The sequence below is a fragment of the Rhizobium sp. CSW-27 genome (assembly GCF_018760785.1).
In the GTDB taxonomy this organism is placed as follows: domain Bacteria; phylum Pseudomonadota; class Alphaproteobacteria; order Rhizobiales; family Rhizobiaceae; genus Neorhizobium.
In genome coordinates this window covers 83,706-104,650 of sequence record NZ_JAHHZO010000002.1, presented here as the reverse complement: position 1 = coordinate 104,650, position 20,945 = coordinate 83,706, and the positions used below count along the sequence as shown (strand labels likewise).

Below are 20,945 nucleotides of genomic sequence, written 5' to 3'. Positions count from 1 at the left end.
GAGGCTGTTTCCGCCTCTTGATGGGCAAAGAATTGCACCGGACCGCCGCGCATGCAAGAGAGAAATTTTAAGTCTATAATAATTTTTCGCACCGCATGGGCCGACCACGCGCCGCAAGGCGCCTTTCCCCAAGGGGCAAGGGGCTGGCGCAAATCCCCGCCATGGGCTTTAGGTAAAATGAAGCCATACGGAACTAGAATGGCCGGAAACCTCCGGCAACGGCAGGACAACGCGGACGGCGACATGACCGAGACCAACCAGAACGGCGGCAAGCAGCCGGAATTCGACATCGACAGTGCCGATTTCACCTTCGATGCCCAGATACGGCTGATGATGGGCGCCTTCTGGCGATCGACGGTTCGCAACCGGGTCCTGCTGCTGACGGTCGCCCTGCTCGCCGTGATCCTCACCACGGTCTATGCCCAGTACCGGCTGAACTACTGGAACACACCCTTCTACAATGCGCTGGAGCGGCGCGACGTGCCGGCCTTCCTGTCGGAGCTGCAGGTGTTCTTCGTCATTGCGGGCTCGCTGCTGATCCTCAATGTCGTGCAGGCCTGGCTGAACCAGATGACCGCGCTCTACATGCGCGAAGGGCTGGCGCGCGACCTGGTTGATCAGTGGATGGCGCCGCGCCGGGCGCTGAAACTCGCCAGTCTCGGCACCATCGGCATCAATCCGGACCAGCGATTGCATGAGGATGCCCGCAACCTCGCCGAACTGTCGACCTCGCTTGCCATCGGCCTTGTCAATTCGACGATCCTGCTGCTGAGCTTCATCGGGGTTCTCTGGGCGATTTCCGCCGATTTCAGCTTCACCATCGAGGGCCGCGAGATCGCCATTCCCGGCTACATGGTGTGGGCGGCACTGCTTTATGCGGCCACCGCCTCGCTGCTCAGCAATCTGGTCGGCCGACGGCTGCCCGGGCTCAACACCTTGCGCTATTCAAAAGAAGCCGAACTGCGCTTTGCGCTGATGCGCACAAACGAGAACCTGATGGCGATCACGCTGACCCATGGCGAGGACAGTGAAAGACGGCGCATTCATCTGGCGATCAGCGAGGTTCTGAAGGTCATCCGGCGGCTGGCGCTCGGCTATACCAACCTCACCTGGGTCTCGGCCGGCTTTGGCTGGCTGACGACGATCGCGCCGATCCTGATCGCGGCCCCGGTCTATTTCAACGGCAGCATCTCCTTCGGCGGGCTGATGATGGCGGTGGGCGCCTTCAACCAGGTCAACACGGCACTGCGCTGGTATGTCGACAATTTCCGCCCGATCGCCGACTGGAAGGCGGCGCTGTATCGCGTCGCCGTCTTCCGCCGGGCGCTTGGCCAGATCGGCGAGGAGGAACAGGCGGACGCGACACCCGCGCTGCTTTCGCCCTCGCCGGACAGGCGCATCCTGCTCGGCGATCTCGTGCTGCTGCCCGGCCCCGGGGCGCGCGAGGGAGAACGCGGCATGGAGCTTCCCGGCGAGGTCAGCATCCTCCCCGGCGAGCGCGTGATGTTCAACGGCGATCCGCGCGCCAACCGTCACCTGCTGTTCCTGGCCATGGCAGGCCTGTGGTCCTGGGGAACCGGCGAGATCCGCATGCCATCCTCCGATACCGTTCTGTTCATGCCGCAGAAGGGCTATTTCCCCGATGCGAGCCTGCGCGAGGTCATGGCCTATCCGCGCAAGGTGTCGGAATTTTCCGACGAACAGCTGGCCGAGGCGCTCGCTGCAGTCGGGCTCGGCCGCCTGGCGGAACGTCTCGATGCCCGCGAACGCTGGGACAGGGCCCTGGACGACGAAGACCGCACCCGCCTGCGTCTGGCCAGCGCCCGCCTGATCCAGCCGGAATGGCTGGTGATCGATGACGCTCTCGAAACCCTCGATCCGGAAGCCCAGCAGGAATGCGGGCAGCTTCTGGCAACCCTTGATAATACAGCAATCGTTTATATTGGACGTTCCGAGGTATTTTTGCAGCTCGATCCGAAAGTTGTACACCTTTCGCCGCTGCGCGCCGGATGAAAACCAGAATCATGATACAGACTCGGTGTTTATGCTTGCCTTCACAACCGAGTTAATTCATTACATACAACTATGCATGAAACACATGCTTTGGGGCCATGATGCAGCGAGATATGGGCGCGGATGCCGGCCGTGGCCGCAATGGCCGCACATTTGATGAGCATGTCTGCGCCAACCGGGAAACGGTTGCACGTCTGCATCATGTCTGCACCTTTGCCAACCAGCTGTTCGGAACGGAACATGCCTTCATTGCCATTGCCGGCGATTGCCGGGGGCCGGCCCGGATCCTGCCGCTGACGGACTGCTGTAGCTTCCCTCTTCACCTGCCTGATCTACCGGACGAGGATCTCGTCGTGATGCTCGACCGCACCGGCCGGAGCGAGGGCTTTGACGCCGAGGCGAGAGGCTTCCTGGCCGGTGCCTGCCTGCAGGAACCGGACGGTCACCGTTTCGGCATGTTCTGGATCGCCGATCCGGCCGCCCGCGACACCTTTTCGCCGAGCGACGCGCGCAACCTGCGCGCCGTGGCGCGGATTGCGGCCGACCACCTGCTGGCGGAACGCGAGCGGCAGCTGGAGCGCATGCCGGCAATCTTTGCCCGGGCGACGGACCAGGCTCTGCTGTGCCTCAGCGAAGACGGCGAGATCGCGTTCGCCAATGACGCGGCCCTGCAACTGTTCGGCTTCCGCCGCGAGGATCTGCTGGGGCAGCCCTGCGACATCCTGATTCCGGCAAGACTGCTGACCGAGCACTACCTGCACGGGATGATCCTTGCCGCTGGCGCAGGCGGGCATCCGGTCGAGCGTCCGCGGATCGAGACCCTGGCCTGCCGCAGCGATGGCAGCGAATTCCCGATTGCCGTGACCTTCTCAGTCTGGAAAGAACAGGGAAAGGTCTGGAACAGCTGCATCATCGACGACCTGTCGGACCGCCGGACAGCGGAGCCGGAGGTGGTACACCTCATCCATCAGGACCGGCTGACCGGCCTCTTCAACCGCGACCGTTTCGAAAGCCTTGTTCAGGAACATTGCCGGCAGCAGAACGCTGGCGCACTGATCATCCTGGAGCTTGCCGGGATCGGCGCGATCGGCGAACAGATGGGGCCATCCCTCAGCGATACGCTGCTCGTCCATGCGGCCAATCGCATCCGGCTCTGCCTGCCATCCGGCGCGCAGGCGGCCCGACTGGGCCTTGACCAGTTCGCGATCCTGCTGCCGGCCCCGCTGGATGCGGCAGGGCTGCAGGACATTGTCGATACGCTGCTGGAGGCTTTGCAGCCTCCCTTCGAGATTCACCATCAGCGTCTGCAGGTCACCTGCGCCCTTGGCCATGCGGAGGCCGGACCGGAACTGGCGGCCGACGACCTGCTTGGCCGGGCAGACTATGCCCTGTCGCATGCGCGCCTGCTGGAACGCACCGCGGCCGTGGGCTTCGACACGCGCCTGCAGACGGAGGCCTGCCACAGCCGGGCCGCGCACAACGACATCGTGCGGGCCCTGCGCCAGGGCGAGTTCGTCCTGCAATACCAGCCCCAGGTCAATCTGGAGGACGACAGCCTTTGCGGCATGGAAGCCCTCATCCGCTGGCAGCATCCGGTGCGCGGACTGCTGCCGCCTGCGGAATTTCTGCCGGCTCTCGAGCGAAGCACGCTCAGCATCGAGGTCGGCTGGTGGGTTCTCGGCGAGGCGGTGCGCCAGATGGGCGAGTGGGCGGCGGCCGGCCTGCCGCGCGTCAAGATGAGCGTCAACCTGTTTCCCCTGCAGTTACGAAGCCCGGATTTCGTGGAGGCGGTCTCGCGCCTGCTGGCGCAGCACGGCGTCGAGGCACGCTTCCTCGAACTCGAGATTACCGAAACCGCCGCGCTCACGGATGGCGACCAGTCACTGCGTCTCATCAGCGCGCTGCGCGAGATCGGCGTCGGCATTGCCTTCGACGATTTCGGCACCGGCTATGCGTCGCTCGGCACCCTGCAGCACTATCCGATCACCACGCTGAAGATCGACCGCGGCTTCGTACGGGATCTGCTGACGCGCCAGCGCGATGCCGCCATCACCCGCGCACTGATCATGCTCAGCCGCGACATCGGCGTCACGACCATTGCCGAAGGCATCGAAACCATCGAGCAGGAACTGACCCTGAAGATGATGGGATGCGATTGCGGCCAGGGCTATCTGTTCGGCCGCTCGATGCCCGCATCCGACATTGCCGGCCTGCTGGCAAGGCTGCCAAGCCGGCTTGCCGCCCCTGCGATGCGCGCCGGCTAGGCAGGTCCGGCAAAAGCGGGCAGTGCTCTGGCGCTCGCAATTCCGGCCGGACGACAGGATGGATTGCGTCCGGTCATGCCGGTGTTGCCGGACACGGCCCGCCACGCCTCCGGCAGGGCCGGCGGGGCCCTTGCCCTTCACGCCGCCGGTCAAGCCCCGGCATTCCGTTCGATCCGGCGCAATCGCTCAATCCAGCAGAAGGCGAAGCTGCGTCGCAAGCTCGCGGGCGGTATAGGGTTTCTTCAGCCAGCTTCCGTCGGCCGCCAGCTGCTTGCCGGCGATCTCCGGCTCGGCATAGCCGGAGGTGAACAGGATCTTGATGTCCGGCCGGCGCTCGCGCACCACCTTCGCCAGCTGGTCGCCGGACATGCCGGGCATGGCGATATCGGTGAACAGCAGGGCCACTTCCGGATGCCGGTCCAGCACATCCAGCGCCTCGTGGCCATTGGCGGCCTGGTGGACGGTGTAGCCGGTATTTTCCAGCCGGGCCACGGCCACCCGGCGCACGCGCGGATCGTCTTCGACAACGAGAATGGTTTCGGTGCCTCCGGGCAGTTGCGGTTCTGCCACCGGAACCTCCGGCGCTGCGAGCGTGGCGCCAGCCCGGCTTGCCGTCGGCAGGAACAGCCGGATGCTGGTTCCCTGACCCGGCTCGCTGTAGATCTGGATATGGCCGCCGGACTGGCGCACGAAACCATAAACCATGCTGAGGCCGAGGCCCGTGCCGGCCCCGGTGGTCTTCGTGGTGAAAAAGGGTTCGAAGGCGCGCTGCTTGATCTCCTCGGTCATGCCCGTTCCCGTGTCGGAGACGGCAACCAGCACGTAATCGCCGGCCCGCACCTGCGGATACATCTGCGCATAATCGAAATCGAGATGAACGCGGCTGACCTCAAGCGTCAGTTGCCCGCCGTCCGGCATGGCGTCGCGGGCATTCAGCGTCAGGTTCAGCAGCGCGTTCTGCAGTTGCGGCCCGTCCACAAGCGCTTCGTTGCCGCCGCCGCGCACCGTGGTGCGCAGTTCGATGCGGTCGCCGATGGTGCGGCGGATCAGCTCCGAGAAGCTCGCAATCATCTGGCCGAGATCGGTGACGCGCGGGTTGAGCGGCTGGCGACGGCCGAAGGCCAGCAGCTGACCCGTCAGCTTGGCCCCGTCATTCGTCGCCCCTTGCGCCTCGCGCAGCAGGACCTGCGCCTTTGGTTCGGTCACCCGCATCTCCAGCATTTCCAGGTTGCCGCTGATGATGGTGAGCAGGTTGTTGAAGTCGTGCGCCAGACCGCCGGTCAGCTGGCCGATGGCTTCCATCTTCTGTGCCTGGCGCAGTTCTTCCTCGATCTTGTGGCGGCTGGTCAGGTCGCGGATGAAGCCGGTGAAGATGCGCCTGCCGTTCGAGACGGCCTCGCCGACGGCAAGCTCCATAGGGAAGGTCGAGCCGTCCTTGCGCAGCCCCTTCACCACCCGGCCAAGGCCGATGATGCGGCGCTGGCCGCTGGTCAGGTAATTGACGATGTAACGGTCGTGGTTCTCGCGGTCCGGCGAGGGCATGAGGATCGCGACATTGCGGCCCTCCACCTCCTCCGCGTCATAACCGAACAGGTCTTCCGCGGTGGAGGAGAAGGAGGTGATGATGCCGGCCTCGTCGATGACCACCATCGCTTCCGGCACCGTCTGCAGGATCGAGCGGAAATGCGCCTCGCGCGCAGCAAGATTTTCCTGAATGGTGGCGGCGGCGCGAAAATCCTCGTTGATCTGCACGATCAGCGGACCGTCGCCGGTCTCCTGCAGAATCCAGCGGCTCAGCACCGAGATCGTATGCCCGTCCTTGTGCCGATATTCGAGATTGCTCTTGAAGGCGCCTTCGGCGCGAATTGCGTCGATCACCTCGGTCATCACGATCGGTGGCTGCGGCGCCAGCAGTGCAAGCACGTCAAGGCCCACCACCTCTTCGGCCTGCCAGCCGAAGAGACCGACACTGCCGCTGCTCCAGTGACGGATGAAGCCTTCCGCATCATGCGCGATGACATTGATCGGGTCTAGAAGAGACAGCAGGTTCGATACCTCCGACGATGGCGTGCCGGAACTGATGATCTCTGCCATGCAAACCCCTTGGCTTCTGGAACAGGCGGACCGTCAGTGCGGCCAGACCGCCTGCCGCGTCTTGACGGCACGATCGCCGATGTCGTCATAACTATCGCCATCGCCGCACAGCGCAAGCAGTTTTCCGGGCTTGGCAAGGTCGAAGGCATGGCGCCCGTTCGGCGAAATCACGCCACGCGCGATCAGCTTTGTGATGGTGCGCGACACGGTTTCAATCGTCAGGCCCAGATAGTCGGCCATGTCCTGCCGGCTCATCGGCAACTGCACGGTGCGGGCCATCTGGCGCTCGCCCTGCATGCGCCGGGCAATCAGCATCAGGAAGCTGCAGACGCGCTCTTCGGCGCTCTTGCGTGACAGAAGCACCATCTGGTCCTGGGCGGCGGCCATTTCGTCGCACATCAGCGAGAAAAGCTGCGGGCGAAGTTCGGGCGAATGCTCGATCGCGTCGATGAAGGCGCGCTTGGTGAGGCGGCGCACCTTGACCGGCGTGACCGCCTCGGCGCTGTAGAGATAGACGTCCTTGAGCGACAGGCCCACCATGTCACCGGCATAGAGGAAGCCGGTGATGACGCGGCGCCCATCCCCTATGATCTTGAAAATCCTCAAGACTCCTTCCGTGACCTCAAAAATGTGCTGGGCATCGTCACCCTGCCAGAACAGGCCCTCGCCGACATCCAGCGTCTCGCGCGGAACCGAGGCGAAGAGTTCGTCCAGCGTTGCCAGTTGCGGCTTCATCGTCGCCATGGCGGCGAAAGCGGAATGTGCGTTGGTGGCTGTCGAAAGCATGTCCGTCCCTCTGTCTTGATGGCCAAACTATGGTGGGCGGCGGTGACAGAAGGATGCCGGGCATGTTACGGTCCGGTTGAATCGTGTAACAGTGTGTAACAGCCAATCCGGTGGTCTGGCAGGTGGTCTGGTCAGGGGCATGACGAAATTCGAGAAGCGGGCCGAGCGCATCCTCATCGTGGATGATGATCCTCGTATCCGTCAGATGGTAACGCGTTACTTCGAGGACGAGGGCTTCCTCGTCACAGGCGCATCCGACGGCGCCTCCATGCGCAAGGCGATGGCCGATTTCACAGTGGATCTGATCCTGCTCGATCTGGTGCTGCCCAACAGCGAGGACGGGCTGGCGCTGGCCCGCGAGATCCGCGCCGCCTCCGACGTACCGATCGTGATGCTGACCGGTCGCGACGATGTGGTGGACCGCATCATCGGGCTGGAAGTCGGCGCCGACGATTACATTCCGAAACCCTTCCACCTGCGGGAGGTGCTCGCCCGGGTGCGCAGCATCCTGCGCCGCCGCAAGCCGGCCGAAGCCCCGGCACAGGAACAGGGCCAGGTCTACGAGTTCGACGGCTGGCGGCTGGAAATCCACCGCCGCCGCCTGCTCAACCCGCACGACGAAGAGGTGGAACTGACCACCGGCGAATTCGACATGCTGGCGGTGATGATCCGCAATGCCGGCCGCGTTCTGACGCGCGAAATGCTGATGGACCAGACGCGCGGCCGCCAGTTCGAAGCCTTCGACCGGGCAATCGACGCGCAGATCGCCCGTCTGCGCAAGAAGATCGAGACCAACCCGGCCCATCCCGTTTTCATCCGCTCCGTGCGCGGCGTGGGCTATATCTTCGCGGCCGAGGCGAGCAGCACCGAAGCGCGGGGCGCGTAAAACCGTGCCGCGCCCTCGGTTCGCACCCTGAGTTCGCACCTTCAGGCCGGCAGTTGCAGGCGCGCACCGCCGGCACTGGCGGCAAGCACCCGAAGCCGCTCCCAGAGCGCGGAGCGCACACCGTCCTCGTCCAGAACGGTCGCCACCACATGCAGCGGCACGTCGAGCACCGCGCCCTCTTCGGTGTCGCGCAGCGTCGCGAGGCACAGACCCTTGAGGTAGCCATGCCCGTTTTCGCAGACCAGCAGGCGCTCGCGCGCCTCGCCTTCGTCACGCGCCGCGATGATGCGTTCGCAGAATCGGCGCCAGTCGCCGAGATCGGCTGCCGCCTCCGCCGCATTGGCAAGCGGAAACGCCCGGTCCACCTGCGCGACCGTGATGTCGGCTACGTTATAAGCGCTGTTCATAGGCCTTCCTTCGAAGGGACTTGCCCTTCCTGTCTCCATGCACACCATCAGGCGTCGCATGCCGTATTAGAAGGCCGAAGGTAGCGGAAGAGCCTGCCTCACGCTTTGAGCAGAATCAACTGCGACAAATTCGTCACAAATGCGTCACCCCGTCAGCTTCACCAGGTGGCGAGCACCGGCGTCTCCAGCAATCTTCCGCTGGTGACATCGGCAATGCCGAGATCGGTCTGATGCGGACCGGCATTGCAGGCAAGCGTTGCCCCGAAGCAGGCCTTGAACACCAGATAGGGCGGCTGCCAGTCGACGATGCGGTCGATGGCCGCGCGGATCGCCGCAAAGCCGGCGGCGGTTTCCTGAACCCCGGCCTCGGCCACCAGCCCGGCCAGAGGCAGCGGCAGCACGGCCTGCACGGTGCCGCCGGAGGCAACCGCAAGCCCGCCGCCGGCGGCAATGACCGCATTGGCGGCGGCAGCCATGTCGACCGGATCCTGACCGAAAACGGTGAGGTTGTGGCTGTCATGCGAGACGGTGGTGGCAAATGCGCCGCGCCAGGTGCCCCATCCGGTCAGGAAGCCGACCCGCGGCTTGGGGTCGGCAAGACCGTGGCGGTGCGCCACGGCAATCAGCGTGGCGCCCTCCGGCGGCACGACGCAACCGTCGCGGACAGCGGTGACCGCCTCGCCCCAGCAGGTAAAGCGCGGCTGGTCGATGGTCGCGACACGCGCCGTCTCCCCCGTGGCCGCGATCCGGAAGTCCTCTGGCGAAAGCGGCGAAAGCTTCATCGTGCCCGTCAGCGTCACGGTTTCGGTGGCCGCAGGCGGGCTCAGCAGCGCGCCACCGGCGGCGACTTCCCGGCCGGAAACGAGAACGCGGCGGGCCTCGAAGCGCGAGAGATCCTCGAACAGCACGAGATCGGCGCGGCGACCGGGCGCAACCAGGCCGAGATCGGGCCTTCCGAGACGGCGCGCGCCGTTCAGCGTGGCTGCCTGCAGCGCCCATTCGGGACGCATGCCATAGCCGACCAGCCGCCGCACCACGTCGTCCAGCCCGCCGCCGGCCTGCAGGTCATCGGGGAACACGTCGTCGGTGCACAGCGTCACCGTCTGCGGCAGGTGGCCGAGCCGCTCCAGCGCGGCGACGAAATCCGGCAGCAGATGATCATGGCTGCCGCGCAGTTCGATGGCGAGGCCGGCGCGCAGCTTCTCCATCAAGTCGTCGCCGGAGACCAGTTCATGGTCGGAACTGACGCCCGCCGTGACGAAAGCCTGCAGATCGCGGCCCGTCAGGCTGCGCGCATGGCCACAGACCAGCTTGCCGGTTTCGAGACCCGCCTGGATGATGTCGGTCATGCGCGGATCACCCTCGATGATGCCGCGCATGTTCATCATTTCCGCGATGCCGGCGATATCCGGCCGCGCCAGAAGGTCGGCCAGAACATCCGGACCGAATTCGGCACCGGCCCGCTCCAAGCCCGGCGCGGAGGGAACCGAGGACGGGGCAAGCAGGATGACGCGCAGCGGCAGGTCGATCACCGCATCCGCCGCCCAGTTCACCCCGGCAAGGCCCAGCACATTGCCGAATTCGTGCGGATCCCACACCACCGTCGTCACGCCGCGCGGCACCACGGCCTGGGCATAGGCGGCCGGCGTCACCATGGAGCTTTCGATGTGCATGTGCGTGTCGACCAGGCCGGGCGCGATGAAGGCACCGGCGGCATTGATGGTGGAGGCGCTGTCGAGACGCGAACCCGGTGCATGCACGCTTGCAATCAGCGGACCGACAATGCCCACATCCGCCGGCCGCAATTCGCCCGTCACCACGTCGACCACCGTGCCGCCGCGCAGCAGCAGGTCGAACGGCACCTCGCCCCGTGCCGCCTGCACGGCGCGCAGGCGCAGTTCCGGCAGGTTGAGGTCGAACAGTTCAAAGGGGCGGGTCATCGGGAGGCTTCGCTTTTCAGGACGTCGAGGATGATGTCGCGCGCCTGCTCGACGGCGATGTCGATGGCGCAGGCGGCGTTGAAGGGGGCGCGGCCGGGGCGGGTTTCCACCACGGTGCGGCCACGGGTATGGGTGCCGGTCAGTTCGGCGTCGAGGCGCACCGGGCGCCACGTCACCAGATCCTCGCGCAGGAAGACGACGGCCGCCACGGCATCATAGAGCGACATGGCGGTGCGGCCGCGACTGACGGCTATATCGATGAAGCCGGAGAGCAGATCGGCCAGCAGCGCGCTGTTGCGCCCGCCCGCCCCGCGCACCGGCTGCACGTCGGCGGGCGCCGCCAGCACCTTGCGGCAGAGATCGAGATCCACCATGCGCAGCGGCAGGCCATGGGACAGCACGATGGCAAGCGCTTCCGGATCGGCAAAGGCATTGAATTCGGCGGAGGCGGTGTGATTGCCGCTGGTGACGCCGCCGCCCATCCAGACAAGATCGGTGATGCGGGCGGCAAGGTCCGGCCGGGCGAGCGCAAGAGCGGCCAGGTTGGTCAGCGGTCCGAGCGCCAGGATGCGATGCTCCGCGCCTCCATCCTCCAGCCAGGCGCAGAGGGCGGAAAAGGCATCCCCGGTGTGCAGGACCACGGGAACCTCCGGCAGGCGGGCGCCGGCCGAAGGCATGCCATGATCACCGAGGATGCCTGTCGCCGTCTCCAGACGGCCGAGGACCGGGGACGCGCGTCCCCGATGGATGGGGAACGTCCAGCCGAAGGCCGCCTGCGCGCCGGCTGCATTGCGTTCCACCTGTTGAAGGCCGGCATTGCCGAAGACCAGCGACACGCCATCGATCGGCTGCCCGCGATGCGCTACCACCAGAAGGGCCGCAATGTCGTCAAATCCCATGTCTGTATCGATCCACACCCCCATCACGCCGCCTCCGAGGCAAAAGCCCGGCGGGGAACGAGACGACAGGCGAATTTGCCGCGCGCAATGCCCTGGAAAGGACCTGGGACCAGGGTCACCACGCGCGGCCGCCGGACCCGTTCCGCCGCTTTCGGAACATGGCCGGTGATGGCAATTCGCATGTCTGGGGCTTCCGGATGGCACGCGGATCGAGGCGACCATCCATCTCCACCATCAAAGGCTGCAAGGAAGGCAGAAATAGGGCCGGCGCACAGCTTTGCAACATTCGCCGGCCGATCAGGGCCGGAATGATGCGCGCGGCCGCGCATCCGGGCAGAAAGCGTCATTGCTCGTCTCCGTTCAAGAGTTCGCGTTCTGCCGGGCAGGGTCCGGAGGATTGGCGCAGCATCAGCTTCATCGGCACGGCGGCGCGTTCGGCAACGACCGTGCCCAGTGCCGTTACCTGCCCGTGCGGCAGATCCTCGATCACCGCGGCGAGTGCCTGCACCGCCTGTCGGGCAATTTCGCCCATGTCCATGCGCAGCGTCGTCAGCGAGGGGGTGATGACCGAGGACCAGATGAGGTCATCAAAGCCGGTGACGCTGGCCGCCGCCGGCACGGCGATGCCGGCCGCCTGCAGTTCCGTCAGTGCGCGAACCGCCGTCAGGTCCGACAGGGCGGCGAAGGCGGTCACACCCTGCCGCACCCGTGCGGCAAGGCCGAGCGGCGCTTCCGCTCCTTCCGCCTCCGCATGGCGCTCCAGCCACAGCACATCGGCCCGCACATCCGGGCCAAGACCGGCACGCAGGCCGCCGACCCGGTCGTTCTGGACATTGGAGAGGGCGCTGCCCGCCAGGATCAGCACGCTCCGGTGCCCCAGGACACGCAGATGTCGGCCCATCTCTTCGCCGCCAGCCCAGTGATCGGAAGCGACCGTATTGCCGGGCGTGGCCGGCGTGTCGATGACGGCGACGGGGCAGCCGATGTCCGCGATGCGGGTGCCCCGGCGCGGGATGATGATGATACCATCGACACCCCGGTCGATGAGGCGCAGGATCGCCTGTGTCTGCTGCTCCACCGCGCCACGCGAGTCACCGATCAGAACGCCGTAGCCGGCGGCCGAGGCAGCATGCTCGATGGCCTGGGCGATCTGCGGAAAGAGCGGATTGGCGATGTCCGGCAGCACGAGCCCCAGCACGCCGCTGCGGCCGGTGCGCAAGGCACGGCCGGCCACGCTCGGCACGTAGCCGAGGCTGTGGGCCGTGTCGCGGATGCGCTCGGCAAGCTCGCTCGAAACGCGCCCCTTGCCGGACAGCGCGTTGGAGACGGTTGCCACGGATACGCCGAGCGCCTGGGCAATCGCGGACAGGTTGGGCTTCTCGCTCTTCATCGGGACGGATCGAATCTGGTTAATCGTTTAATCGATAACGTGAACCGCACGGCCTGTCGAGAGACTTTCGGCCTGCGGCCGGCACGATGCAGCGCAACCTCTCCTTGCCGGACACGCGCAGCGCGTCACAATACGCACATGCGGGCGGCATTTTCCAAGGAATGCCGGGTTTTTGCAGCATTATTCCTTGCGATGCGGCGCCCGGCAATGGCACTTTCGCCGGATGTTCCGCGCAGGCTTGCAAAGGCCTTGCGGACAAGACCCGGAGCGCCAGGCGGCGCCCCGCCACGCCAGAACCACCGGAGCCGTTCAATGGACGCCGCGCAATCCGCCATCGCCGAGAAGAGCCGCACAACGCCCGCCCGTCAGGCACCCGCCCGCATGGAGCCGCTGGCGAAGCTGCCGGTATTCTTCAACCTTGACGGCAAGCGGGTGGTGCTGGCCGGCGGTTCGGACGGTGCTGCCTGGAAGGCGGAACTGCTGGTCGCTTCCGGCGCGATTGTCGATGTCTTCTGTCCCGAGGACGCACTCGGCGAGGTAATGCGCGGCCTGATCGCCAGCCATGCCGCGGAGGCGGCATCTCTGTCTGCGGATGCCGCCGAAACGCGACCCGGCATCCGGCATCGAGATCACCCCTGGCACATCGCCATCTTCGGCAATGCGGCGCTGGCACTCGGCGACTGCGAGACGGACGAGGAGGCAAAGGCCTTCTATTGCGCCGCCAGGGCGGCCGGTGTGCCCGTCAATGTCATCGACAAGCCGGCCTTCTGCCAGTTCCAGTTCGGCTCCATCGTCAACCGTTCGCCGGTGGTGATTGCCATTTCCACCGATGGCGCAGCGCCCATTCTGGCCCAGGCGATCCGCCGGCGGATCGAAACCCTGCTGCCACCGGCACTGAAGCCCTGGGCGGAGATCGCCCAGACCATTCGCGAGGCGATCAATGCGCGCCTGAAGCCGGGTACCGAGCGGCGCAGCTTCTGGGAACGCTTCGTCGACCGCGTCTTCCGCGAGGCGCCGGCAGACGGCATTGCCGAGCAACTGATTGCGGAGGCCGGGCACATTGCCCAGGCGGTGGAGGCGAGCGGCGAAGGCCGCGTCACGCTGGTCGGCGCCGGCCCCGGCGATGCGGAACTTCTGACGCTGAAGGCCGTGCGGGCGCTGCAGGCGGCCGATGTCATCCTGTTCGATGATCTGGTCTCCGCCGACGTGCTGGAACTTGCCCGCCGCGAGGCCAAGCGCATGCTGGTTGGCAAGCGCGGCGGCCGCGAGAGCTGCAAGCAGGAAGACATCAATGCGATGATGATTGCGCTGGCCCGGAGCGGCAAGCGGGTGGTTCGCCTGAAATCCGGCGACCCGATGATCTTCGGCCGCGCGGGCGAGGAAATCGAAAGCCTGGAGCGCGAGGGCATCCCGGTGGAAATCGTGCCGGGGGTTACCGCGGCAACCGCCATGGCCGCGCGGCTCGGCGTGTCGCTCACCCATCGCGACCATGCGCAATCGGTGCGCTTCGTGACCGGCCATTCGCGCAAGGGCGAACTGCCCGCCGATCTCGACTGGGCCAAGCTTGCCGATGCGACGGTGACCACCGTGTTCTACATGGGCGGGCGCACGGCCGGCGCCATTGCCGCCAAGCTGACCGGCCACGGCATGAGCCCCTCCACCCCTGCCGTCATCGTCAGCGCCATCGCGCGCGAGGAAGAGCGGCGCTGGGCAGGCCCCCTGTCGGACATGCCGGCCGCCATGGCCGAGATCGGCTACGACAATCCCGTCCTGATCGGCATCGGCGATGCCTTCATCAAGGCGAAGGTTGCGACGGAGACAGCCGGACTGCCTCACACGGACAGCGCTGTCGCTCGCGCTGTATGAAGGCCAAGGGAGAAGCGGGCCGTGGCTGTTCGGTCATAGCCCGGCAAAGTGAAGTTGGGAGATCTGCTGACATCGTGTCTGTCTTGCAGCGGGATTTGCTCACCGAAAGATCGCTGCGGCAGGACGGACAGGGCTTTAGGCGTCCGTCTCAGACGGTTCCCAGCCCGTCACCGCGGCCCATTGGTCTGCACGTCGGATAACGCCCCACAGAAAATCGTCCTTTCCGTCCGTGTAGGCTTTACGATCGTTCCGATGTCTTTGGGCCAGATCCATTTTCAAAGCCGCATAGGCGGCCTGCTCTGATGGGTGCGTCCTCATGTAGTCGCGAAACAGAAGAGCCCACTGTTCGTGCCAACTGCCAGACAGTCGCACGTGAATATGGGTCCGCTCAGTCCCAGGACGCTCCCGGAAGTATCGCTTTGTCCGCTCTGCATTGGTCGAGCGCCACGTGTAACCACATCGCTCCAATGGCGAGACAAGGCTCTCGATAGGGTCGAAAGCCTTGACCGAAACCTGAATGTCTATGATCGGCTTTGCGGCAAGCCCATTAACGGATGTCGATCCGATATGGTCAATCCGGATCGCCAGTGGACCCAGTGCGGCGCGGATAGCTTCCGCCTTCGCACGAAAGCTACGCTCCCACATCGGCGACCAATTGCTGATGACGATAGGCTCGAGCGAGGCCACTGGCGGCTCCCATGATGTGTGCTCCTGTCGGCTCGTAGAAGAGCGAGCCGCAGACGTCAACTCACGGACCGACCTGCCGTGGCCGCTCGGCGCGCAGTGCTGCCGTCACCTCCACCACCAGCGGCAGGTCGTCTAGCTCGTCCAGATTCACGGAAAGCTTGCGCTGCCAGTTGGGATGGCTTTCGCTGGTGCCGGGGATATTGGTCGGCTCCGGCTCCTTCGTGAGATCGGCGAGCCGCACGCCGAGCAGCATGGAAGGTGTGCGCGCCATCAGGCGATGCAGCGAAACGATCAGGCGGTCGAGATCGTCTCCCTTCAGGGAAACGCTGTCCGGCGCGGGGGCGGCCAGATCCTCGGCACCCACAAGGCGCACAAGATCGGCGCGCTCCGTCTCTCGCTGCGCAAGATCCTGATCGGCCGTCGCCTGCGGCACCAGTCCATGCTCGGCGCGGGCGCTAATATCGGCACCGGCCCACCAGCCGCCCAGCGTCTGGTGATCGTGGGTGGAAATGCAGGCCAGCGACAGCGCCGGGTAATCCGCCGCCGCAATGAAGCCGTCCTGATCACGCTCATAGGAGAAAATGCGGTAGGAAAGCAGGTTGGCACGCGCCAGATCCTCCTTCAGGCCCGGCGGCAGGTTGCCGAGATCCTCGCCGATCACCAGGCACTGGTGATCATGCGAGGCCTCGGACAGCACCTGCAGCAGCGCCTCCTTCGGATAATCCACATAGGCGCCTTCGGACGGAGGGCTGTCGAAAGGTACGAGAAACAGCCGGCCAAGCGCTGCGGCATGATCGATGCGCACCGCACCGGCATAGCGCATGGCAGCATCCAGCATGCGGCGATAGGGCGGCTCCTCCCCTTCGGCGATGGCGGACGGCAGGAAAGCCGCAAGCCGCCAGTCCTGACCGTCGACGGCCCAGGGGTCCGGCGGGCCGCCGATGCTGGCCGACGACAGATAGATCTGCGGCTCGCTCCAGGTGGCCGCACCGTCGAGTGCCTCACCGACGGCAAGGTCGAGGTAGAGGCCGATGCGCAGGCCGGCACGCTCCGCCGCCCCCACCGCATCCGACAGCTGCACATGCGCAAGCCACTGCAGGAACATGTGAAATTCGATCTCGTCCTGCCGCGACTGGGAAAAGGCCTGGACGGCGGGGCTCCTCGCATCGCGCATCTCCTGCGGCCAGTCGTGCCAGCCGGCGGCGTGGCCGCGTGCCACCATGTCCATTGAGATCGTCTCGAACAGTGCATGCAGCCTGAGACTCTCGCTGCCCTGCCGGCAGAAGGCATCGAAGCAGGCAGGCGTATAGACCTTGTCGTTTCCTTCGCGCCACACGCGCCAGAACCGGCGCAAGGCCGCAAGCTTCACCGCCGCGACCGCCGGATAATCGACCAGTTCCCCCGCCCGCAATCCTTCGAGGTCGGCGGACAGATCCGGCTCCGGCGCATAGCCCGGCAGGCGATCCACGGCAATGTAAAGCGGATTGAGCCAGCGGCGGCTGGACGGTTCATAGGGGCTGCAGCGGCCGGGATCGGCCAGGAACGGGGCGTGCAGCGGGTTGAGACCGATGAAATCCGCCCCCCATTCGCCGGCCAGATGACAGATCTCGGCCAGATCGGCGAAATCGCCAATGCCCCAGTTGCGGCCGGAGCGCAATTCGTAAAGCTGCAGCGTCAGCCCCCAGACCCGCTCGCCGGAGAGCAGCGGCGGCAGATAGCAGGCCGGCATGGCGGCGGCAGCCTCATCGTCAAGCGCCACATTGAGCGCCGCGAGGATCTTTCGCTTGGTTGTCCGGGAGATCGGCACCTCCGTGCCGTCGGGTTCCGGCCGGGTGAAGGCGATGCCGTGCTGGCGCGCCAGCCCATCCAGCGGCACGGCAGCGGGTGGACGATTGTTGGGGTCAAAACGGCCAGGTTCAGCCATCGGCAAGGCTCCAGATCAGGGACCAGGGAGAAGCCTCCCAGGCATTGATGCGACCAAGGCGGAAGAGAACCTCCCCCTTGGCCGGCACGGGCACGCGGGTTGTAGAATCACTCAGATTCGCCTGCAATTGCAAGCGGTGGCCGGACAGGCTCCACTCGACGAGAAGGCCGTGTCCGTCCGCCTCGAAGCGGCCGGAATGCGGGCCTGCCCCCGCCAGCAGCGGCACGATCCGCCGGTGGCGCAGCGCAAGAAGGGTACGGTAGAAGCCGAGCATCTCCTCTGCCGCCTCGCCGGACAGATGCTGCCAGTCGAGCTTGGCGCTCCTGAACGTTGCCTCGGCGGTCGGATCGGGAAGATCATTGCCGTCAAAGCCCGGCAGGCGGGAGAGTTCCTCGCGCCTGCCCTTGCGCACCTTTTCGTTCAGATCCTCGTCGAAATCGCAGAAGAAGGGAAAGGGCTCGCGCGCACCCCACTCCTCGCCCATGAACAGCATGGGCAGTTGCGGCGCCAGCAGATAGACGGCGGTGATCGCCCTGATCGCCTCCAGCGGTCTGGAGGCGATCATCCGGTCGCCGAGCGCCCGGTTGCCGATCTGGTCGTGGTTCTGGATGAAGGAGATGAAGGCGGTCGGCGGCAGGAAGGCGCTCGGCATGCCGCGCGCCTCGCCACGATAGGCCATGCGCTCGCCCTGGAAGACAAAACCTTCCGCCAGCGCCCGGCCGATGCCGGCCGCTCCCTCGGCATAATCGGCATAGTAGCCGAAGGTCTCGCCGGTGGCGGCCACATGCAGCACATGGTGGATGTCGTCATTCCACTGAGCGGAAAACAGCGCCGGACGCCCGTCTTCCCCTCGCTTCAGCAGGTCGCTGTCATTGTCCTCGTTCTCGACGATCAGGTGCACGTGCCGGTCGCCAGCCGCAGCCAGCACCCGCCTTGCCAGCTCATGCAGCAGGTGCTCCTCGCTGTCATCCTTGATGGCGTGCACGGCATCGAGCCGCAGGCCGTCGAAGCGAAAATCGCGGATCCAGGACATGGCGTTCTCGATGACGAAGTCGCGCACCGGCCGCGAGCCCGCATCGTCATAGTTGATGCCGTTGCCCCAGGGCGTGCGGTGATGCTCGGTGAAGATCGGCGCATAGGCCGGCAGGTAGTTCCCGTCCGGGCCGAAATGATTGTAGACCACATCGAGCAGGACGCAGAGCCCGCGCTCATGCGCGGCATCGACCAGTTCCATCAGGTCTTCCGGCCGGCCGTAACGGCTTTCCGGCGCATAGGGCAGCACACCGTCATAGCCCCAGCCCCAGCCACCGGGAAAGTCGGCGATCGGCATCATCTGCAGGGCCGTCACGCCGAGATCGCGCAGATGGTCCAGCCGGTCGATCGCGGCGCGGAAGGTGCCCTGCGGCGTGAACGTGCCGACATGCAGTTCGTAAAGCACGAGTTCTTCCAGCGGGCGCCCCTGCCAGCCAGCCTGCCGGCGCGGGAAGGCGGCAAGGTCCACCACTTCGCTGGGACCATGCACGTCGCGCGGCTGATGGCGGGAGGCGGGATCGGGCACCAGAAGCCCATCCGGCAGGCGGAAGGCATAGAGCGCTCCGGGGCCGGCTTCCCGCACATGCAGGCGATGCCAGCCGTTCTCGTGCCGCTCCATGGGCAGCGGCGCCTGCCCCTCGATCTCGAGATCAATACGCTGATGCAGAGGCGCCCATAGCCGGAACAGGGTGCCGGTCGGATCGCAGACGGGGCCAAACAGGAATTCGCTCACGCGGGCAAGCCTTTTGATGGAGGAGACCGACGATAGAACGGGCACCGAATGGAAAGGTTGCGCAGGAGCGACGGCGATGCCGGCGGATGATCCGTCGGCTAGCCGGCCAAGTCGGCATGCTCCCGCACGCCTCGACAACCCAGGGGCGATTTTGAGGAACAGCGGCCGCAACCGAACCTGCCGACGTCCTAAAAAGCCCGGAAATGCGGGCTTTTCGGGGTTTTCACCAGCGTCACGCAAGCTTCATGGACAATGATCGCGCATCATCTCTGAGCAAAGCCTGTCACCCACACAAGAATGATCAAAGTCGAGAGCGCCCTCGCACAGGATGATTCCCAATATTGTCATCTCGAGGTTAAGCTATGCCCACGATCACATTTGCGAATACAAAGGGGGGAGCCGGAAAGACCACGGTTGCTCTCGTTCTGGCAGCGGAACTGGCCCAGCGCGGCCTGCGCGTTGCGCTTCTCGATACCGATCCGCAGCAGTGGATCACCCGCTGGCAGCGTCTCTGCGAAAAGCCGATGAACTTCACCGTCGTCTCCGACGTCACCGAAGAGACCATCGAGCAGCAGGTGAAGACGCTCGGCAAGAAGATGGACTATGTCATCATCGACGTTGCCGGTGGCGTGACACCGCTGCTCGCCAAGTCGATCGGCCTGTCCGACCGGGTGATGATCCCCGTCCAGGGTTGCGCCATGGATGCCGTCGGCGCCGCGCAGGTGCTGGAAATCCTCAAGGAACTGGCCGCGCAGTGCGACATCCGCATCGCCCATTCCGTCGTGCTGACCCGCATCAACTCGATCATCACGACGCGGGCGCTGATGGCGGTGAAGGCGCTGCTGGCCGAGCAGCAGGTGCATGTGCTGGAGACCGCCCTCATCGAGCGCGCCGCCTATCGCGACATGTTCGTTACCGGCGGCACGCTTCACACCATGGAAGCCGAGCGCGTCAGCAATCTCGACAAGGCACAGGAGAATGCCCGCCTGTTTGCCGAGGAAATCATGTCGCTTGTCCCGATGAAGGTGGCAAAGCCGAAAACCGCCAAGGCGGATGCCACCAAGGCCAAGGCGCCGAAAGCTCCCAAAGCGGAATCCGCCAAGCAGCGCAAGGCTGCCTGATCCACCGCCCGGCGGAAACCTCAGGCGCCCGCAGCGATGCGGGCGCCTTTAGCTTTATTCAGGCAAGAAGCGTCGCGGTGAGGCTCTGCCCGCCAAGCTCCACCGCAAAGGCAGAGGGTGCCGGAATGAGCGGTGCACCGGACAGCGTGCCGGTCGTCACCACCTGTCCCTTGCGCAGATGGCCGCCCATCGGCAGGCCGGCATTGGCGGCGCGAAGCACCGCCGCCAGCGGATCGCCATCGGGATGCCGCGCTGCATCATCGAACAGCACCGTTTCCCCGTTGACGAGCCGCAGCCGGCCGAGTGCGGCATCTGGCAAGAGCAGGCAGGGATCGAGCTGCGGCCCGACCAGATAGCCGACATTGCTCATGCAGTCGGCAAGAAGATGCGCCAGGCTGTCGCGCGGACCATCGACATAGCGGCTGCGCACCAGCTCGACACCGATCGCGACGCTGCTGATGGCCTCGAGCACGTCCTCGCGGCGATAGGGTTCGGCCCGCGGCGAAAGATCCTCGGACAGGGTCAGCGCCAGTTCGATCTCCACCTTGATGCCGGGCTCGAAAGCGGCCTGCAGCGCCTCGCTGACGAAGAGCAGCGGTGCGGCGAGGATGGCATCCTTGCGCAGTGACAGCTTGTAACCGGCCGGCGTACCGATGCCGAGCTCACCGGCAAGGGCGGACTGCACGGCATAGCCGGTCGCTTCACCGGAGATCGAAAGCAGATCCCGTTCCAGGCCCGTGCGGTTGCGGATGGCATCGCGCAGGATACCGGCGGCCCGCGAAATTTCCGTTTGCTGCAAATCGCTGTTCACGCTGACGAATCTCCCCCTGTTGTCCGATCAAGCCGTGGCATGGCCGCTGGCAATCTGCAACGCCTGCTGGGACAGGACGACGCAAAAGAAAA

At 65.5% G+C, this 20,945-nt stretch carries 16 protein-coding genes; 5 read left to right on the top strand and 11 right to left on the bottom strand.

Features of this window, described 5'->3' with window-relative positions:
• Positions 1–243: 243 nt before the first annotated feature.
• Together KLP42_RS04035 and KLP42_RS04030 are read left to right on the top strand one after the other, a co-directional pair.
• Positions 244–2,013 carry an ABC transporter ATP-binding protein/permease gene (locus tag KLP42_RS04035; RefSeq protein ID WP_215564916.1) on the top strand — a complete coding sequence of 590 codons (1,770 nt, stop codon included), beginning with the start codon at positions 244–246 and terminating at the stop codon, positions 2,011–2,013.
• Positions 2,014–2,111: 98 nt separating this feature from the next.
• The gene (locus KLP42_RS04030) at positions 2,112–4,277 is read left to right on the top strand and encodes a putative bifunctional diguanylate cyclase/phosphodiesterase (RefSeq protein ID WP_215564915.1); all 2,166 of its coding nucleotides are present in this window, start codon (positions 2,112–2,114) and stop codon (positions 4,275–4,277) included.
• Positions 4,278–4,463: 186 nt separating this feature from the next.
• Here KLP42_RS04030 and KLP42_RS04025 read toward each other — a convergent pair whose 3' ends face one another.
• Together KLP42_RS04025 and KLP42_RS04020 are read right to left on the bottom strand one after the other, a co-directional pair.
• Positions 4,464–6,371, bottom strand: coding sequence for a hybrid sensor histidine kinase/response regulator (locus KLP42_RS04025; RefSeq protein WP_215564914.1), 1,908 nt, complete (start codon positions 6,369–6,371; stop codon positions 4,464–4,466).
• A gap of 33 nt (positions 6,372–6,404) precedes the next feature.
• A complete protein-coding gene (locus KLP42_RS04020; protein ID WP_252192756.1) occupies positions 6,405–7,157 on the bottom strand; it encodes a Crp/Fnr family transcriptional regulator in 753 nt (250 codons plus the stop codon).
• Between the two features lie 139 nt (positions 7,158–7,296).
• Between KLP42_RS04020 and KLP42_RS04015 the strand changes: the two genes are divergently transcribed.
• Positions 7,297–8,043 carry a response regulator gene (locus KLP42_RS04015; RefSeq protein WP_215564913.1) on the top strand — a complete coding sequence of 249 codons (747 nt, stop codon included), beginning with the start codon at positions 7,297–7,299 and terminating at the stop codon, positions 8,041–8,043.
• A 41-nt stretch (positions 8,044–8,084) separates the two neighbouring features.
• Here the strand turns inward: KLP42_RS04015 and KLP42_RS04010 are convergent, their stop codons facing one another.
• From KLP42_RS04010 to KLP42_RS03990, 5 genes are all read right to left on the bottom strand, one after another.
• Complete coding sequence (locus tag KLP42_RS04010) at positions 8,085–8,450, bottom strand: hypothetical protein (protein WP_215564912.1); 366 nt, start codon at positions 8,448–8,450, stop codon at positions 8,085–8,087.
• 158 nt (positions 8,451–8,608) lie between these two features.
• On the bottom strand, positions 8,609–10,390 hold the full coding sequence (locus KLP42_RS04005) for an adenine deaminase (RefSeq protein WP_215564911.1): 1,782 nt from the start codon (positions 10,388–10,390) through the stop codon (positions 8,609–8,611).
• Positions 10,387–11,313 (bottom strand): nucleoside hydrolase, encoded by a 927-nt coding sequence (locus KLP42_RS04000; protein WP_215564910.1) that lies wholly within the window; start codon positions 11,311–11,313, stop codon positions 10,387–10,389. The genes KLP42_RS04005 and KLP42_RS04000 overlap by 4 nt, the downstream gene beginning before the upstream one ends.
• The gene (locus tag KLP42_RS03995) at positions 11,313–11,636 is read right to left on the bottom strand and encodes a hypothetical protein (protein WP_215564909.1); all 324 of its coding nucleotides are present in this window, start codon (positions 11,634–11,636) and stop codon (positions 11,313–11,315) included. The genes KLP42_RS04000 and KLP42_RS03995 overlap by 1 nt, the downstream gene beginning before the upstream one ends.
• Entirely contained in the window at positions 11,633–12,679 is a 1,047-nt protein-coding gene (locus KLP42_RS03990; RefSeq protein WP_215564908.1) for a LacI family DNA-binding transcriptional regulator, read from the bottom strand. The genes KLP42_RS03995 and KLP42_RS03990 overlap by 4 nt, the downstream gene beginning before the upstream one ends.
• 312 nt (positions 12,680–12,991) lie before the next feature.
• On the opposite strand from KLP42_RS03990, the gene cysG reads away from it, so the two are divergent.
• Positions 12,992–14,545: a siroheme synthase CysG gene (cysG, locus tag KLP42_RS03985; RefSeq protein ID WP_252192755.1), complete on the top strand. Its 1,554-nt coding sequence runs from the start codon at positions 12,992–12,994 to the stop codon at positions 14,543–14,545.
• A gap of 135 nt (positions 14,546–14,680) precedes the next feature.
• On the opposite strand, the gene KLP42_RS03980 is transcribed toward cysG, so the two are convergent.
• The 3 genes from KLP42_RS03980 to treZ form a co-directional block, all read right to left on the bottom strand.
• Positions 14,681–15,232, bottom strand: coding sequence for a GrpB family protein (locus KLP42_RS03980; RefSeq protein ID WP_353844804.1), 552 nt, complete (start codon positions 15,230–15,232; stop codon positions 14,681–14,683).
• A 61-nt stretch (positions 15,233–15,293) separates the two neighbouring features.
• Complete coding sequence (gene malQ, locus KLP42_RS03975) at positions 15,294–17,156, bottom strand: 4-alpha-glucanotransferase (RefSeq protein ID WP_215564907.1); 1,863 nt, start codon at positions 17,154–17,156, stop codon at positions 15,294–15,296.
• The gene (gene treZ / locus KLP42_RS03970; protein ID WP_215564906.1) at positions 17,149–18,921 is read right to left on the bottom strand and encodes a malto-oligosyltrehalose trehalohydrolase; all 1,773 of its coding nucleotides are present in this window, start codon (positions 18,919–18,921) and stop codon (positions 17,149–17,151) included. Before treZ ends, malQ begins: the two co-directional genes overlap by 8 nt.
• Before the next feature lie 362 nt (positions 18,922–19,283).
• Here treZ and KLP42_RS03965 point away from each other — a divergent pair, with 362 nt between their 5' ends.
• A complete protein-coding gene (locus KLP42_RS03965; RefSeq protein ID WP_215564905.1) occupies positions 19,284–20,042 on the top strand; it encodes an AAA family ATPase in 759 nt (252 codons plus the stop codon).
• Between the two features lie 58 nt (positions 20,043–20,100).
• On the opposite strand, the gene KLP42_RS03960 is transcribed toward KLP42_RS03965, so the two are convergent.
• On the bottom strand, positions 20,101–20,853 hold the full coding sequence (locus tag KLP42_RS03960; RefSeq protein ID WP_215564904.1) for a hypothetical protein: 753 nt from the start codon (positions 20,851–20,853) through the stop codon (positions 20,101–20,103).
• Positions 20,854–20,945: the final 92 nt, after the last annotated feature.